We start from the raw sequence: 15,460 nt of genomic DNA, 5'->3' as shown, positions 1-15,460 counted from the left end.
GAAATTTAGGATAGTATATAACGTTAGGAAATAATTTGCATCATTTTTTTTATAGGTAGGGGGAATCTGATGGATATTCGTAGGGTTCGTCTGAATGATGAGCGTACTGCAACAGTATTGAGTAATGATTTGATACGTGCCGTAATCGAAGACAAAAGCGGACGATTGGTTGCCTTCAGTGCCATGGATATCCACGGTGGTTGGGTCAATGCCAACAAGTTGCATCAGTTTCCTTTTTCACGTGAGACGGCACTTCAGAACCAGCTTACCCTGCCGATGACTTGTGAGTTGCTTGACCAACTCAATGGTTATCGCCTGCAGGTAGAGCCCGTGGAAGAAGCGGATAGAGAGCATACTGGACCTGACTCCGATTCTGATACTGCACATGTTGCAACGGGACCTGAGAATTCTACCGGGCAGAAAGATGGGCAGATACCAGGACCGAAAGAGAATCAGTCATATGACCAGCTTCTGCTTGGACATGAAGATACAGCAGCAAAGGAAACAAAGGAGACTGATGCTCAAGCAACTCTTCTTGACAAGTTATATGATCGCCATAGGGCTTCGTGGGTTGTCGAACGGTATGGTTCGGATTTCAAAACCGGGGCTGTCTGGATGCTGTCCCGGAGCGGTGTATTCAAAAAATCAGACAACTGGCGTGCAGAACGCCTTGATACTGTGTTTCCAAACCAACCGGTGATTTATTCTGTGCTCTATATAACCAATGTTTCCCTGGGGCGTCTCTATTGTGATATCGGCTATGACAATGCCATTGCTCCTCCGTTCCTTGAATCCGGTTGCCAGCTCAATTCCAGCTGCAATCTCTGGCATGTTACCAAACATGAACGCTGCTTCGGATGCAATGGACATATCATTGCGGATGAAAAGGGCTTTCCCCTTGATAAGGTGCCTTTGGCAACAAATATGACTATGGACTTCAAGACTGTTCCCGGTATGCTCGGTACCACTGATGCTATCTATGCAGAAAATGACCTTGAAGCTGATGAACCAATATGGTCAAGTGTTATAAATCCAAGATTACAGATGATTTATCTTTCTTTTACCTTGGGTAAGGCTGATCGGACGGCCATGGATATACCTCTCCATGATGCGACTATGTTGTTTGATTATGGGGGAAGGACACTGCCGCCTTGGGCTTTGTATGAAGGTGGAACAAGCAATGAATTCTGTCTGCATACCGGAGCCTGTACTTCCAGCATGGGAAGAAGGCATGGGGTGGTCATAGGTAGCGGAGAAACCCGGAGGATGATGTTTGCCAGAGCCCTTACCAGTTATGACAACATGAGAATGAATGGTAATTTCTCATCATTTGAGGCCTTCAAACATAATATAGTTCTCAAGAGAACGAGGTCGACGATTTTGATTCCTTCGGATCCACATTTCACACAGGTACAGGAACTCGCTGCCAGATTATTGGCTTTTCCTACAGATAAATAGGCTTGATGGGCCATTTGCCGATACCTAAAGATAGAGCTGCGGCATAGGGTGAGCTTTGTTCTTCATATAAAATACGGCGTGCAATACAGGTCTGAAGCGAAGTGAGACCGTACGGGCTTTTGTGGGACAAGTGGTTACACAAGCATAACATCTGATACACGTTGCTGCATTTGTTTGCATTGTCTTTTTGTCAATTGCTCCTGCAGGACAGTTTCGTACACAGGAAAGACAACCGGTACATAGCGTGGGGTCGAACTTAGAAGGTCCGGCAACAATTCGTGCCAGATGTGTAGGGTTTGTCATTGCCTTCTTAGAATATTTGCTATCGGCAAATGTAAGCGGTAGTATTGGTCCTGGCTGTACTAGTTTATGGACAATATCTTTTCCGAATTTTTCTGCAATCTGCAGGTCCTTTTTATCGGGACGGTCGGAAGCGAGAGGTGCCTGTGGAGAAGAAAAGGAATGCCTGCCGATAAAAATACCTCCTCCGGTTACCATGAAATGTCTTGCAGTGCAGAGACTGGCCAGATTTGTCAGTGCATGCCCTGCACTCATGTTGCCATAGACTGTAACTAAAATCACCGGCTTCCCTTTCCCTTCCAGCTGATTCAGACATGGATAGACGGTACTAGGAATCGTAAAAGCGTAGACAGGGATTCCTATGATGACGATATCTGCCTTCAGCTCGATTACAGACTCCCGTACCTGTGGGGCTGTGAGGTCAATATCCTGCAATATCTGCAATCCTGATCCTTTGCCGATGGCCTGTACGATTTCCCTGGTTGTTTTCGTTGGAGAAAAATAAAGCAGTGAAATTGTTTTTGCATCCATATGCAAAGCATACTCAGGAAACAAAAGACAGACAACAGCCGATGCCTGGGTATCCTTGTAAGGAGCAGTTCAACAGGGGGTGATATACAGTTAAGAAAGGCAGTATGTAAGACAGGCCAAATACCAGAATACTCCTGTCTATAGGGTAGATGGCAGATCCAATTCCGAGAGGTTGACTGAGGTCCCGTTTTTCTTGAGATACCATTGCCTTTTTCCTACTTTTTCTGAAAAATCCCTGTCATGGGGAACTGCAATGACTGCACCAGCGAATTCCTGCAAGGCGTCTGTCCAAGCTGCTATTGACGGAATGTCAAGGAAGTTGGTTGGCTCATCCAACAGAAGCAACGGTATTTGGTCAAGTACTGCAATGCCATAAAGGAGTTTTTGGGTTTCTCCGGGGCTTGGTAATTCCGTATCCATTATTGCCTGTGGTTCTGAACCGAGACGATATACGGTAGAAAGTACTTTCCCTTGTTCGTCTGCATCCATGGCAAGGACTTTTGTCTTGATCATCTGCCGTTGTCGAGGTGAAAATTCCTGGAAAAGATACAAGAATCCTGTATGCATTTCTGTGAATGTTTTTCTTAGGGCCATTAGTAACAAAAAGATTTTAGAAGAAAGTCAGTAAGTAGTTTTTCCTATTTCAGAGTTTTTTGCAGAACTCATGAATGTCATGCAAGTGCATACTTTTTTTTCACCCACTTTCAGCAAAAAACGGCAAAACTGTTGCCAAAACTGCATATTATGCATCTGGATTAACCATTTTCGGGGTTTGCAAAAACCTCGTGAATATAAACAGCAATATATGATTACATCATCAATTCTTAGGAATAGCTATCATACAAAAAATAGAAAAGCTGATGGATTATTTTCTAACTTAATTTCTTAAAATTATGATTAGGTATGAGGGACCTGAAATCAGTACCAAAATAGGATTTTAAGTGACGATGCAAACATTTTCTGTATTACCGATTACGTGCAAAAATGAAAGTAGCATGTAACGTTTTTCTCGTCTATGTCGAGTGTAATTAATAATTGTTTTATATGGTTTTTCAAGATGTCCGAGTAAAAGGAGGCTTTGGCAATATTTTTCTGCCATGGCCCGTGATGCCTTGCCAGTGGAAAAACACCTGTGTTTGGTCTTGCCGTTTTCTGTTATGGGCTTGTTGTAGTACCAGATTTTGCCATGCTTATATAAGTTATAATTATTACGCATTTTCCCTCATGGGAAGAATCGTTGTCAAATCGTTACAGTTGATCCGATTTTTCGATTTGCAGAAGGAATAAAGTAAAAAAATAACCTGTTACCACATAAGCAATAACAGGCAATATTTTTAGGTTTGATGATTGAGGTGCCAATCGGATTCGAACCGATGCATCAAGGTTTTGCAGACCTTTCCCTTACCACTTGGGTATGGCACCAAGCAAATGCATATGTGAACTTAACAGACTTTTTAAGAATAATCAAGTACCGCAGATGACTTCCGTTCATTGTTTGCTTATAAGTGGTATTCTTTTCCATTTTCCGGTCCGATAGTAAGAAAATGATACGATAAAATTGATGCTCCAACCAAGAGGTACAGCCATCCAGACTGCCTGTATGCCGATGATAGGTGCAAATATATTGGCGGCTGCTACCCTGATTGTCAGGTTAAGGAGATTTGCACAGGTAAAGACCAACATGTCTCCTGCACCCCTAAGTAATCCATCCGTACTCATTTTAAGCCCAATCAACACATAGAAAAAGGATTGGAACCGTGTGTAGGAACGGGCAACTGTGATAGTTGCATGGGAAGGTGAGGCATCAAGGAAGAAAGAAATGAACCAATTATCAAAAAATTGAAACAACAGACAGATGGTGATTGCAAAGCTTCCGATAAGCCAAAAACTGGCATGATAACCTTTTCGTACTCTTTGTAAGTCTTTTGCACCTATATTTTGAGCAGTGAAAGTTGACACGGCGTTTCCGATACCGACCATCGGCACAATGCATAATGATTCGTAACGCATGCCGATTGAATACCCGGCAAGCATGTCGGCTCCAAATCCGTTTACTACTGATTGGACCAGTAGCATACCTATATTGACAATCGATTGTTGAAGAATTGAAGGAATTGAGATTTTCAGCATATTTCTGCAGATATGAGAATTGAAGAATTCCGATGATACAGCAGTGTCAGCAGTACTGTTGCTATGTAGCCGTTTATGGAGAATATACAATGCAATACAGGAAGCACAGCATTGGGCAATAAGCGTAGCATAGGCGACAGAGCGAACTCCTCTGTGGAATTTTGTGACAAACAGGATATCCAGGCTGATGTTTAACAACGAAGAACCTATCAGCAGTTTCAAGGGTGTGTTTGAATCTCCCAAGGCTGTAAAGACAGAAGAACTTCCATTATAAAGGAAGAGGAAGGCTAAACCACTGAAATAGATTGAAAGGTAATTGTTTGCATCGGGTAGTACTGAAAAAGGTGTCTTTAGCTTTTCAAGGAGAATCCGACTGCTGGCAAAACCTAATCCGCCGAGAAAAATTCCGAGTACCGTGATGATAACCAGCGCCGTTGTGATAGCACTTCTTGTCTTTTTCAATTGTCCTGATCCGAAGTATTGTGCAATTACAATACTACTGCCTATACTCGCGCCTATGGCTATGGCAATAAATACATTGGTTATTGCGTAACTGGCTCCAACGGCTGCCAGTGCCTTTTCACCAATGAATTTTCCTACAACGATACTATCGACCAACAAGTAAAATTGTTGGAATAGATTACCAAGGATCAGCGGAAGGGCAAAACGAAATAGGACCGTTGCCGGTTTACCGGAGGTCAGTGTCTTTTTCTGAAGTGTTCTGTTCATATGATCTGTCCATGCAATTTTGTTCAATTTTCTGTAGGAATTCGAAAATGGCTTTGGTTTGTTCTTTTGTAAACGAACCAATGCTATCGGCAATCCAATTGTTGATTTCTGCATGAAACTGCCTGTGTCGGTAAAAAGCAACCATTCCTTCCTTTGTAAGGCATAAAGGATGTCGGGTTCTGTTTGTCGGGCTGATGCTATATTGTAGCATTTGTTCTTTTGAAAGTTTTCTGATTATCTGGGAAACTGCACCTTTTGTTATTGAAAAATAACCGACGAGGTCATTTGCGAGGCAATTCGGATGTGTCCCAATATATGCAATGATATGTATTTCTGTCAGAGAAAAGAAATAAGGCGTACCAAAATTACGTTTTTTTCTTTCGAAGTAGGAGAAGGCTGTCATGGCATCAAGAAATTGTGCTGAAAGCAAGTCCATGAAATTATTCATACAACAAATAGTATAGTTACTAAACTTTTTTGTCAAGTTTCCTTTGATATAATATTCTCCCGTTGCAAGGAGCCCGTTATCTCGGCAAGGAAAGTATAAGATATTTCAACAGATTGCGAAAATTAAAAATTGACAAGACAGACGCGAAGCCTCTGTACTGGTTTCCTTTAGTTTGCAAAAATTGCCCTGTCTTTTGGAACGATGGACCTAAATGTGAATTGAGGCAGATAACTTTACGATTGAAAGCAATCGAATATATCCCATGTGCTATGCCAGTAACATAAACGACTTTATTTTTTGATATTTGCCAAACAAGTGAAATTTCAGTCATTTGTTTATAGACGAAAAACCATAATCATTCATAAATATTAAGGTTTTTTGAATGTTTGTGATTGACTTCTGGCTTTAAATCAAATATAGTGGAATAAAAGAACAGAAACGTTCAGGAGATTCCAACAAGATGCTACCTGCTGAAAGACAAAAATTAATTCAGGAAGAAGCTACCAAAAACGGTAGTGTAAGCGTCAGTGAACTGGCCCTTTGAGCTTGGAGTAAGCGAACTTACGATAAGACGGGATTTGGATCTTCTTAGCGAAAAGGGTGTGTTGGAAAGGACCCATGGCGGAGCTACGCTCAGGCGGGTACTCAATATAGAGCCGGATTATCTGCAGAAAGCGGCAAAGTTTCCTGAGCAGAAGAAAGCAATCGGGAAAATGGCTGCTGACCTTGTCGATGAGAATGACATCGTCTTTGTCAACAGTGGTTCTACGACTTTGGAAGTTATCAGGGCATTGTTGGATAGGGATCTGCACATAACCTTGGTGACGAACAACATAGACGCCATGTGGTTGTACAAAAGTGGTAGCAATGTGTCATTGGTCCTGGCTGGAGGCTATTACCGTCCGATTTCACATTCTGTTTCGGGTATGGTATCTGCTTCCGTCATTGAGCAAGTCTTTGCGAACAAGGCAATCATAGGTGTTGATGGGTTTTCAATGGAAGCAGGGCTTTCTACTCCTGTCTTTGATGAAGCAGAAACGACACGGGCAATGATAAAGAACTGCGTCGGTACGACAATCGTCGTGGCAGCCGGTGATAAAATAGGCGTAGTGTCAAACTATAAGACTATTTCCTTGGATGGAGTAGATATACTTGTCACAGATGAAATGGGTGGCAAGCTGATGAAAGCGGCTGATGCCGGAAGATCCGACATCCAGATTATGATAGCAACAATGTAGGAGGAAGCGTAGTATGAAATTTCTAGATGAGTATGCCAGCCATTATGCCGACTGTGCGTGGGTTCCCTTTGAAGAAATGGAAAAATTCATGGATGATGCACTTCGCCATGCAGGTATACCTGCCGAAGATGCCAAGACTATCGGTAAAGTGCTCATTGAATCAGACAAGCGTGGCATAGACAGCCATGGTATCGGAAGACTCAAACCGATTTACATCGATAGAATTGACAAAGGTATCCTGAATCCTGAGACTCATATAGAGGTTGTCAAGGATAAGGATGCTACGGCGGTCCTTGATGGACACAATGGCATGGGACACGTAGTTGCTACCCGCGCTATGGAAATGGCTATTGAAAAAGCTAAGAAATATGGTATCGGCATGGTTGTGGTCCGCAATTCAACCCATTATGGAATTGCAGGTTACTATGCCTTGATGGCTACCAAGCAGAATATGCTCGGTATTACGGGTACGAATGCACGGCCTTCCATTGCTCCTACACATGGGGTTGAGAACATGATGGGCACAAATCCTCTGACATTCGGATTCCCGACAGATGAAGAATTCCCGTTTGTCCTTGACTGTGCGACCAGTGTATCTCAGCGGGGTAAGATTGAAGTTTATGGGCGTGCCGGCAAACAGCTTCCTCCTGGATGGGTCATCGGTCTTGATGGCAAGACTAGGACTGATACTGCCCAGGTACTTGTTGATCTTACCAAAGGCAAGGCTGCCTTGGCTCCGCTGGGTGGAATCGGAGAAGATACCGGAGGATACAAAGGTTATGGCTATGCGGCTGTAGTTGAGATCCTCTGTGCTGCTCTGCAGGATGGTTCATGGATGAAGGCTCTCAATGGATTTGATGAAAACCACAAGCCTATTCCGTATCCACTCGGGCATTTCTTCATTGCGATTGATCCTGACCATTTCATGGGAGTCGAGACTTTCAAACGGATTGCCGGAACAATTTGCCGTCAGCTTCGGTCAAGCAAACTGGCTCCTGGACAGGACCATATCTTTACTGCAGGTGAAAAGGAGTACTTGGCTTGGCAGTTCAGGAAAGAACATGGTTGTCCGGTCCCACCATCATTGCAGAAAGTCATGGTGGAACTTAGGGATAGATGGAATTTGGATTATAAATGGGATTTCGAAAAAGAAAGCAAATAAGATGCATGTTGCTCCGGCATTTTTACTGAAAAGCCGGGGCAAGTATCTTTTTGACTATTAAGATAAAAAGTATTTAAAACAAGGAGAAATATACGATGGTGACTTTGAAGGAAAGGGCATTGGCCTATCATACTATGGATGGAGTTCCAGGCAAGGTGAGTGTCGTTCCCACCAAACCCTGTGTTACTGCTGATGATCTTGGACTTGCATATACTCCCGGAGTAGCGCAGCCTGTGTTGGAAATTGATAAGGATCCGGAATGTGCCTATACCTATACGGCAAAGGGTAATCTTGTAGCAGTAATTTCCAATGGTACTGCTATTTTGGGATTAGGTAACCGTGGTGCACTTGCCAGCAAGCCTGTAATGGAAGGAAAAGGTGTCCTTTTCAAGAGATTTGCTGATATTGATGTCTTTGACATTGAAATCAATGAAAAAGATCCGAAGAAATTTATTGAAATCGTACGTTCCCTTACTCCAACTTTCGGTGGAGTAAACCTGGAAGATATCAGGGGCCCTGAATGCTTTGAAATTGAAACAGAACTGAAGAAGACCTGTGATATTCCAATTTTCCACGATGACCAACATGGAACGGCTATCATTGCAACTGCCGGTCTGATGAATGCAGCGGAAATAGTCAACAAGAAACTTTCTGATATCAAAGTTGTCGTAAATGGTGCTGGAGCTGCTGGTATTTCTTGTGCCAAGATGTTCCTCGCTGCAGGTGTCAAGAAAGAAAATCTGGTAATCTGTGATAGCAAAGGTGTCATCTATGAAGGCCGTCCGAATGGTATGACTCCCCAGAAAGCTGAATTGGCAACTACTTGTTCGGCTCGGACGCTTGCAGAAGCAATGGTCGGTGCGGATTTCTTCATGGGATTGTCTGTTGCCAATTGTGTTACTCCTGAGATGTTGAAGTCTATGGCCAAGGATCCTGTGGTCTTTGCAATGAGTAATCCGAATCCTGAGATTGACTATCAATTGGCAATTTCGACACGTGACGATCTGATTATGGCAACCGGACGGAGTGATTATCCTAATCAGATCAACAATGTCCTTGGTTTCCCGTTCATCTTCCGTGGTGCTTTGGATGTCAGGGCATCTCAGATTACAGAAGGTATGAAGATGGCAGCTGCAAAAGCATTGGCTCAGTTGGCCAAACAGCCCTGCGTGAAAGAAGTAACCCGGGCATATGGCAGGGAATTCTCTTTTGGAAGAGATTATATTGTTCCTAAGCCGTTTGATCCCCGTGTCATTGAGTATGAAGCTGTGGCTGTAGCTAAAGCTGCCTGTGAAGAAGGTGTTGCTGCTCATCCTATTACGGATTGGGACGCCTATCGGGCTTCTTTGGTAAAGCGAATGGCCAAATACTGGAAATAAGTCTGTTGTTGCCCTATGAGGGACTGGTTTGTTTGAGACGGTGGCTGACGGAGCCGCCGTCTCATCTTTTATCTACATAGAGACAGACACATAAACTTCACATAAAAACAGTAGCTTTTTTTATCATATGTAGTTACATTTATGGTAGTCTACAAGGAGAAATGCTATGGATACAGAAAAAGAAAACAAAACAGATGCGGAAAATAAGGCAACTTATGAAGCTGAAACAAGTAGTGAAGAATACGTCCATCCTTACCAAGCTGACTCTGAGAAAAAAAACGTAAAGGACATTTCTAGCCAAGGGACCATAGCATTAGTGCTGGGAATACTGGCTTTGATCCTGTCCTTGCGCCCGGTGTTGGCATTTGCTGGGCTTGTCCTTGCAATACTTGCAGTGGTAAAGGGTGCTCCGATACGGGAATTCAGTACATCGGCAAAAGCCGGTTGGGTACTTGGCATCATTGCCCTGGTACTTTTTGGCCTAGGATTGATTTTATTCCTTGGTTTCTTTAGCCTTCCGTTCTTTATGCCGCCTCATTTCATGTGGTGCTTCTGATAACGCTTGGTAGGTACGTATCGTATCTGCTTTGACTGGATTTCAGAGAATATTTACAAAAAGGACTGTTGCAATAGATTTTGTAACAGTCTTTTTTGTAATGTTCTATACTATATAGTTTTGTTTCTGTTTCTATCAATCGGTATGGAAAACTACAGGCTGGCTTCCAGTTGTTTCTTGAAATTGTCAAGTGTCTGTTGATACTGCTGTTGCAGACGTTTGAATTGCTGCTGGACAAGTTTCATGAAATCTGGATCCTGTTCAGCTGTCATGGTGAAATTATCTCCATATTGACGTTTCAGTTGTGCTTCTTTCTGCTTGAGCTGAGGTTCAAATTGTTCCTTCAATCGATCAAGTAGCTGATCCTGGTTGTCAATATATTGTTGATAGAAGCCATTGAGTTGGTCGATCATGGACTGGGATGTTTCAGCATCTTTTGAAACAAGACCTGCTAACTCTTTTAACCTGTCATTTTTTTCTTTGTAGATATCATTCGAGGGTAGGCTGATATTTACCAAGATAATGGCTGTTATACCCTCTTTTATTAATGTTTTGTCTGTGGATTTCTCATAGGCTTTCTGCAAGTCCTCCAAATGAAAGCTGACGTCATTGAGAAATTTACCTGCCAATTGGCGACCTTCCTTGACTAATTCGTCCTTCCTTATTTTTTCTGAATCAACTTTCAAGTCAGCTGTCTTTTCCATGGCAATTTCCCATGCTGATTTTATTTTTGACATTTCTGATGCATCTCCTTCACTATCTATTAAAGATACACATAAAACTTCTCTTTAACAAGTTGGACCTTGGTGGTAGAGTAGGATGCATGGAATCTGTGACCAACATCATTTATGTGTTTGATCTTTTCGGTACGTTGATTTTTGCCATTACAGGGGCATTGAGAGGTGTACAGAAAGAGCTTGATTTTCTAGGAGTAATCGTCTTTGCCTGCACGGTAGGATGTGGCGGAGGCATGCTGAGGGATTCGCTTATCGGAGCTACACCGGCAGCAGCCTTGACCGATTGGGCATATCTGGTTATCTGTGTCATTGTAGGAGTCGTTATTTTCTTTGTCGGACCTCATATGGATTCACGTAAGAAGGTACTTATCTATTGTGATGCTTTGGGCCTTGGGGTCTTTACCTCAATAGGTGTCGCGAAAGGTGGATTATATGGTTGTTCACTTGCCGGGCAATTGCTTTGCGGTGTCATTACTGCTGTAGGCGGAGGTATGATCAGGGATGTATTGTCGAAGGAGATTCCTGCCGTACTTACCAGTGACATCTATGCAACGGCTTCCTTGGCAGGGGGTATCGTATATCTTTTGCTTGAACATTTCGGATTGCCTCTTGGATGGCTATATGCTTGCTGTACGCTGACGGTAGTCTTACTGAGAGCTTGGGCAATCAAATTTCATCTTCGGCTTCCCCGGAGCAACACACATGTGTCATGAAAAATCTGATGCAATGCAATTTCGAATTGAGAGGATGCAAAGGATATGAAAACAGAACCTGTATATTATAAGGATACATACCAGAAAACCTGCAAGGCAACAGTGCTTGCTATCAAGGATGAGGGCATCATACTTGATAAGACTGTCTTTTATCCCGAATGCGGCGGGCAACCGGGGGATCAAGGTACTTTCGGTACATGGAAAGTTACGGATACTACAAAAGACAAGGACGGTACTGTATTTCATCATATACCTGGATTTGACGGAAAAATCGGTGACAGCTATGACTTGGTCCTTGATTGGGACCATCGATATGCCTATATGAAGGTCCATGCAGCACAGCATCTGCTGAGCGGATTGCTGTACCATGCATTTTCCATCGGTACGTTGTCCGTTCATCAGGGACGCAGGTTGCTGACCATTGAGATTGACAAGAATGAATTCGGTGAAGATCAGTGCTGGCATCTTGAGGACTTGGCAAGGAAAGCAATCCTTGACGGGCATCCTATCCATTATCTGGAAATGCCTAGGCATGAAGCAGAGGAACTGGGCATGCGCAGGTCTATCAAGGTCGATTCCGATACTGTCAGGATTGTGGTCATTGACCAGGTGGATGAGATTGCCTGTGGCGGACTTCATGTTGCGAATACCCGTGAAATAGAGCAGATAGCCTACGTAGGACAGGAAATGATCAGGGGACATGTACGTCTGCAGTTCTTGGTAGCTGATGAGGTTACGTCTTCTGTTCATCGTTGGCAACAGACTATTATGCAACTATGTACACTTCATAGTGCAAAGGAAGACGAACTGGTTGAAAAGTCCCGTTTGCTTGTTTCCCGGCTTGGTGATTTGGAACATAAATGCACTGAACTTGAAGAACAGCTTGCAGTATCTTATCTTGTCCAGAAAGGAAAAGGTCGCAATGTCATTGCTTTGGACATCAGTAGTGCACCGGTATCACTCAAAGCTTTTGCCTCAGGGCTCAAGGAAGAAGGTGACGGTGCTGTCTGTCTTGTCGAAAAAACTGACAGTTTGCTGAGATGGCTTGTTTTTCTTTCAGGACGGTATGCTGTCCTTGATTTTGCAGAATTCAAAAAGAACATAATGCCATTGATACATGGCAAGGGAGGTGGGCGTCCTCCTCTTTGGCAGGGTAAGGGTGATTTGCTTCCTTGTGAAACTTTCTTGGATGCCTTTGTCCATTGGGTGACACCCTTGGAACAGAAACCATGAATGATAAAGTGGTTTTTATGCCTTATCCGAAGGCAACAGGACATCGTGATACTGGAAATAGCTGGACTGACTTGGTGCTTACCCTATGCTGAGAGATAAAAATGACCCGAAAAAGAGACAGAAATGAAGATGTGCAACATCAGCCCCTCTTCAGAGAAGATGGAACTGTAGACTGGAAGAAACTTATACTCAGATCCTTGGTGATCTTTTTAGTTGTCCTTGCCATTATCGTTGCTTACCAGCAGTTCATAAAAGGACATCAGAACTTTGATGTAGCTCGGAAACTGTACCGTAAGTTCGGCGAAAGAGGAGTGATGCTTTTTGTCTTTCTTGTTGATGCATTTATTGTCCCGATGACAGTTGATGTAATCTTTCCCTTGATTATTGCCTGGTCACCCTTGAAGGTAATGCTTATCCTTGGAACGGCATCCTGTGCGGGGGGATACTTTGGATATTGGATCGGGCGTTTTCTTTCTCATTTCCCATGGGTTCATCGCTTGATCGGGAAGATTGAAGGCAAGAACCGCAGTTTTATCTACAAGAACGGCGCTTGGGGCATTGTGCTTGCAGCTCTGACACCTATTCCTTATTCGACGATCTGCTGGGCTGCAGGTATGCTCTGTGTTGCCAGACGGCGGGCACTTTTGGCCTGTACAGCCCGTTATGCAAGAATGCTTATCTATTTCCTTCTACTGAAAGGTGGACTTCATCTTTTTACTTAATCAAAGCGGTATCATACCAGTTGGAGATAACCTCAGCCAAAGCTATTGCAAGGGCTTTGTTGCTGTCTAGGTCAAGATGTATCTGGTCTTCACCGACAGTTGCGACTGTTGAGGCATCAAAAAAGAGGCATCTTTGTTCCCTCGCAAGTTTTTCCAGAACCGAGGACAATCCGATGATCCTCTGGCGGGAAGCTTCCGTAAAATCTGCATAGGGACAAGCTTCCAGATTGTCACCTATATGGACCGGCGAGACCAGCAATAACTTGGGCATCGGATTACCTTTGATATATTCAGTACCTTTGATGATATCAATGAGCGTCTGAAAACCTTCAGCAATGCCTCTGGCTGTAGTCGCAAAACGGCATTTCGCATCATTGGTACCCAGCATGATGATAATCATATCCAAAGGATGATGGCTGCCTAAGGCTACATGCATGCCAAGTTTACCATTACGGTAGATATCTTTTCCGTCGTCAAATATGGTAGTCCTGCCGTTGTACCCCTCTTCTATGATATGGTAGTCATTTCCGAGAAGCTTCTGTAGCTTCATTGTCCAGCGTTCATAGCCTGTCCATCTGCCTTCGCAGTCAGGTCTCTGTCCGAATGTATTGGAATCACCGAAGCACATGATTTCTTTCATTTTCATTCTCCTTTTTCGCTAGCTCTTCCTATAGACAAGATACTGCTGAACAAGGAGAAAGTAAAATGAAGAAATGGCTAAAGCATTTCCTTTGCTCTGTCGATGACCATCTGGCATCGCTTGGGTGCATCACCGATATAATCATCTGCCTGCAGGAGACCGAGTATGGTTTTCTCAGGTAAATAAGCAAGAATCCTTTTGTCTGAAGCAAGTCCTTGGGCCAAGGTGTTCGGTTTGCCTTCCTGGACTTCCTGCCATGCTTCAAGGCTATGTTCCCTTATTACTTCATGCATATCCTGCCTGTTTGCACCTTTTCTCCCCAATTCCATCAGGAGCTTTTCTGTTGCTGCAAAGATACCGTAGTCCCGGAGGTTACGTTTGATTGCTGTCTGATGGATCTGCATACCGGAAATAATTTTAGTAGCTGTCTTGAGTACTTCGTCGGTTGCAAGGAAAACTTCAGGAAGCATTATCCTTCTGTTTGCGCTGTCATCCAGGGTCCTTTCAAGAAGCGTTGAAGCTGCATTTTGCCATGCAGTGTTTGACTGGGAGCTGACAAACCGACACAACGAATCGATTTTTTCGTTGTTGATAGGATTGCGCTTGAAAGGCATTGCACTTGAACCTACTTGCTTGGAACCGAATGGCTCAGACCATTCTCCGATAGGAGGCGACTGAAGGATTCTGAAATCAATGGAAAACTTGTAGAGCGTACAACATAGTGAAGAAAGTACATCGATGACTCTGAGGTCCTGCTTGCGGGTATATATCTGAGTCGATGCATCAAAAGCCTTTATGCCAAGTTCATCCATTACATGGGCTTCCATTTGAATGGGTGTCATACTGGTTCCTCTAAGCAATTCCGCATAGCTTGCTGCCGTGCCGACAGCACCTTTCATGCCTTTTCCCCTGATTCTGTCCTTTGTCTGCACAAGATCGGCAAGGTCATCTGTCAAGTCCTGTGCTGTTTGGGCCAGCCTATAACCGACTGTGGTCGGTTCAGCTGGCTGTATATGGGTAAAAGCCATGCAGGGAACATCCTTGAGCTTTTCCATTTTTCCCACGAACAATCCAAGCAATTCCTGTGTTTTTGCAATGGTAAGTGTCAATGCTTCCTTTATACGGATGGCATCCATATTGTCCAGTATGTCCATGCTGGTTGCTCCCATATGGATAATGGGTGCAGCTGTAGGACATTGTTCAGCGTACGTCTTGATTTCAGCCATGAGGTCATGGTGTATGGCATTTTCAATTTCCGTAGCACGGTCCACATCAATGTCATCTTTATGCAAGATCAATTCGCTGACTTGGGCATCCGTAACCAAACCTGCATCCCTTTGGGCATTTGCCAAGGCTATCCAGATTTTTCTGAGCAACGTCCGCTTGTGGATTTCACTGAAAATATGCTTCATGTCGTCAGAACCATAGCGCCAAGTAAAGGGTGAAATGAACGTATCATGGGTGAATGTAGTCATAGTGTTACC

15 protein-coding genes and 1 tRNA gene are annotated in these 15,460 nt (G+C 43.6%); 8 read left to right on the top strand and 8 right to left on the bottom strand.

The annotated features are described in order from the left end of the window. The first annotated feature begins 69 nt into the window (after window positions 1-69). Window positions 70-1,458: a hypothetical protein gene (locus LKE40_05575; GenBank protein ID MCH3916922.1), complete on the top strand. Its 1,389-nt coding sequence runs from the start codon at window positions 70-72 to the stop codon at window positions 1,456-1,458. Window positions 1,459-1,482: 24 nt separating this feature from the next. Here the strand turns inward: LKE40_05575 and LKE40_05570 are convergent, their stop codons facing one another. From LKE40_05570 to LKE40_05550, 5 genes are all read right to left on the bottom strand, one after another. Continuing rightward, entirely contained in the window at window positions 1,483-2,289 is an 807-nt protein-coding gene (locus LKE40_05570) for an EFR1 family ferrodoxin (protein ID MCH3916921.1), read from the bottom strand. Between the two features lie 138 nt (window positions 2,290-2,427). Then, window positions 2,428-2,856: a hypothetical protein gene (locus LKE40_05565; GenBank protein ID MCH3916920.1), complete on the bottom strand. Its 429-nt coding sequence runs from the start codon at window positions 2,854-2,856 to the stop codon at window positions 2,428-2,430. Window positions 2,857-3,639: 783 nt separating this feature from the next. Then, window positions 3,640-3,711: transfer RNA gene (locus tag LKE40_05560), tRNA-Cys, on the bottom strand. A 66-nt stretch (window positions 3,712-3,777) separates the two neighbouring features. Continuing rightward, window positions 3,778-5,148, bottom strand: a complete 1,371-nt coding sequence (locus tag LKE40_05555) for an MATE family efflux transporter (GenBank protein MCH3916919.1) — start codon at window positions 5,146-5,148, stop codon at window positions 3,778-3,780. Further along, window positions 5,108-5,596 (bottom strand): MarR family winged helix-turn-helix transcriptional regulator, encoded by a 489-nt coding sequence (locus LKE40_05550; GenBank protein MCH3916918.1) that lies wholly within the window; start codon window positions 5,594-5,596, stop codon window positions 5,108-5,110. The genes LKE40_05555 and LKE40_05550 overlap by 41 nt, the downstream gene beginning before the upstream one ends. Before the next feature lie 527 nt (window positions 5,597-6,123). Here LKE40_05550 and LKE40_05545 point away from each other — a divergent pair. The 4 genes from LKE40_05545 to LKE40_05530 all read left to right on the top strand — a co-directional run bounded on the left by LKE40_05545 (window position 6,124) and on the right by LKE40_05530 (window position 9,931). Continuing rightward, window positions 6,124-6,834: a DeoR/GlpR family DNA-binding transcription regulator gene (locus tag LKE40_05545; protein ID MCH3916917.1), complete on the top strand. Its 711-nt coding sequence runs from the start codon at window positions 6,124-6,126 to the stop codon at window positions 6,832-6,834. Between the two features lie 13 nt (window positions 6,835-6,847). Further along, window positions 6,848-7,996, top strand: a complete 1,149-nt coding sequence (locus LKE40_05540) for an Ldh family oxidoreductase (protein MCH3916916.1) — start codon at window positions 6,848-6,850, stop codon at window positions 7,994-7,996. A gap of 95 nt (window positions 7,997-8,091) precedes the next feature. Next, complete coding sequence (locus LKE40_05535) at window positions 8,092-9,375, top strand: malate dehydrogenase (protein MCH3916915.1); 1,284 nt, start codon at window positions 8,092-8,094, stop codon at window positions 9,373-9,375. Window positions 9,376-9,541: 166 nt separating this feature from the next. After that, window positions 9,542-9,931: a hypothetical protein gene (locus tag LKE40_05530; protein MCH3916914.1), complete on the top strand. Its 390-nt coding sequence runs from the start codon at window positions 9,542-9,544 to the stop codon at window positions 9,929-9,931. 152 nt (window positions 9,932-10,083) lie between these two features. On the opposite strand, the gene LKE40_05525 is transcribed toward LKE40_05530, so the two are convergent. Continuing rightward, window positions 10,084-10,668, bottom strand: a complete 585-nt coding sequence (locus LKE40_05525; GenBank protein ID MCH3916913.1) for a hypothetical protein — start codon at window positions 10,666-10,668, stop codon at window positions 10,084-10,086. An 86-nt stretch (window positions 10,669-10,754) separates the two neighbouring features. Between LKE40_05525 and LKE40_05520 the strand changes: the two genes are divergently transcribed. From LKE40_05520 to LKE40_05510, 3 genes are all read left to right on the top strand, one after another. Beyond that, window positions 10,755-11,381 (top strand): trimeric intracellular cation channel family protein, encoded by a 627-nt coding sequence (locus LKE40_05520; GenBank protein MCH3916912.1) that lies wholly within the window; start codon window positions 10,755-10,757, stop codon window positions 11,379-11,381. A 45-nt stretch (window positions 11,382-11,426) separates the two neighbouring features. Beyond that, window positions 11,427-12,614: an alanyl-tRNA editing protein gene (locus tag LKE40_05515; protein MCH3916911.1), complete on the top strand. Its 1,188-nt coding sequence runs from the start codon at window positions 11,427-11,429 to the stop codon at window positions 12,612-12,614. A 101-nt stretch (window positions 12,615-12,715) separates the two neighbouring features. Continuing rightward, window positions 12,716-13,336 (top strand): hypothetical protein, encoded by a 621-nt coding sequence (locus LKE40_05510; GenBank protein MCH3916910.1) that lies wholly within the window; start codon window positions 12,716-12,718, stop codon window positions 13,334-13,336. On the opposite strand, the gene LKE40_05505 is transcribed toward LKE40_05510, so the two are convergent. Together LKE40_05505 and purB are read right to left on the bottom strand one after the other, a co-directional pair. Further along, window positions 13,329-13,976, bottom strand: a complete 648-nt coding sequence (locus LKE40_05505; GenBank protein MCH3916909.1) for a GDSL-type esterase/lipase family protein — start codon at window positions 13,974-13,976, stop codon at window positions 13,329-13,331. The genes LKE40_05510 and LKE40_05505 overlap by 8 nt on opposite strands. A gap of 77 nt (window positions 13,977-14,053) precedes the next feature. Further along, window positions 14,054-15,451 carry an adenylosuccinate lyase gene (gene purB, locus LKE40_05500; GenBank protein MCH3916908.1) on the bottom strand — a complete coding sequence of 466 codons (1,398 nt, stop codon included), beginning with the start codon at window positions 15,449-15,451 and terminating at the stop codon, window positions 14,054-14,056. Window positions 15,452-15,460: the final 9 nt, after the last annotated feature.

It is taken from the genome of Spirochaetia bacterium, from assembly GCA_022482625.1.
Taxonomy (GTDB): Bacteria; Spirochaetota; Spirochaetia; order Sphaerochaetales; family Sphaerochaetaceae; genus Pleomorphochaeta.
The sequence above is the reverse complement of the archived record's forward strand: the minus strand, read 5'-3'. Positions and strand labels throughout refer to the sequence as shown.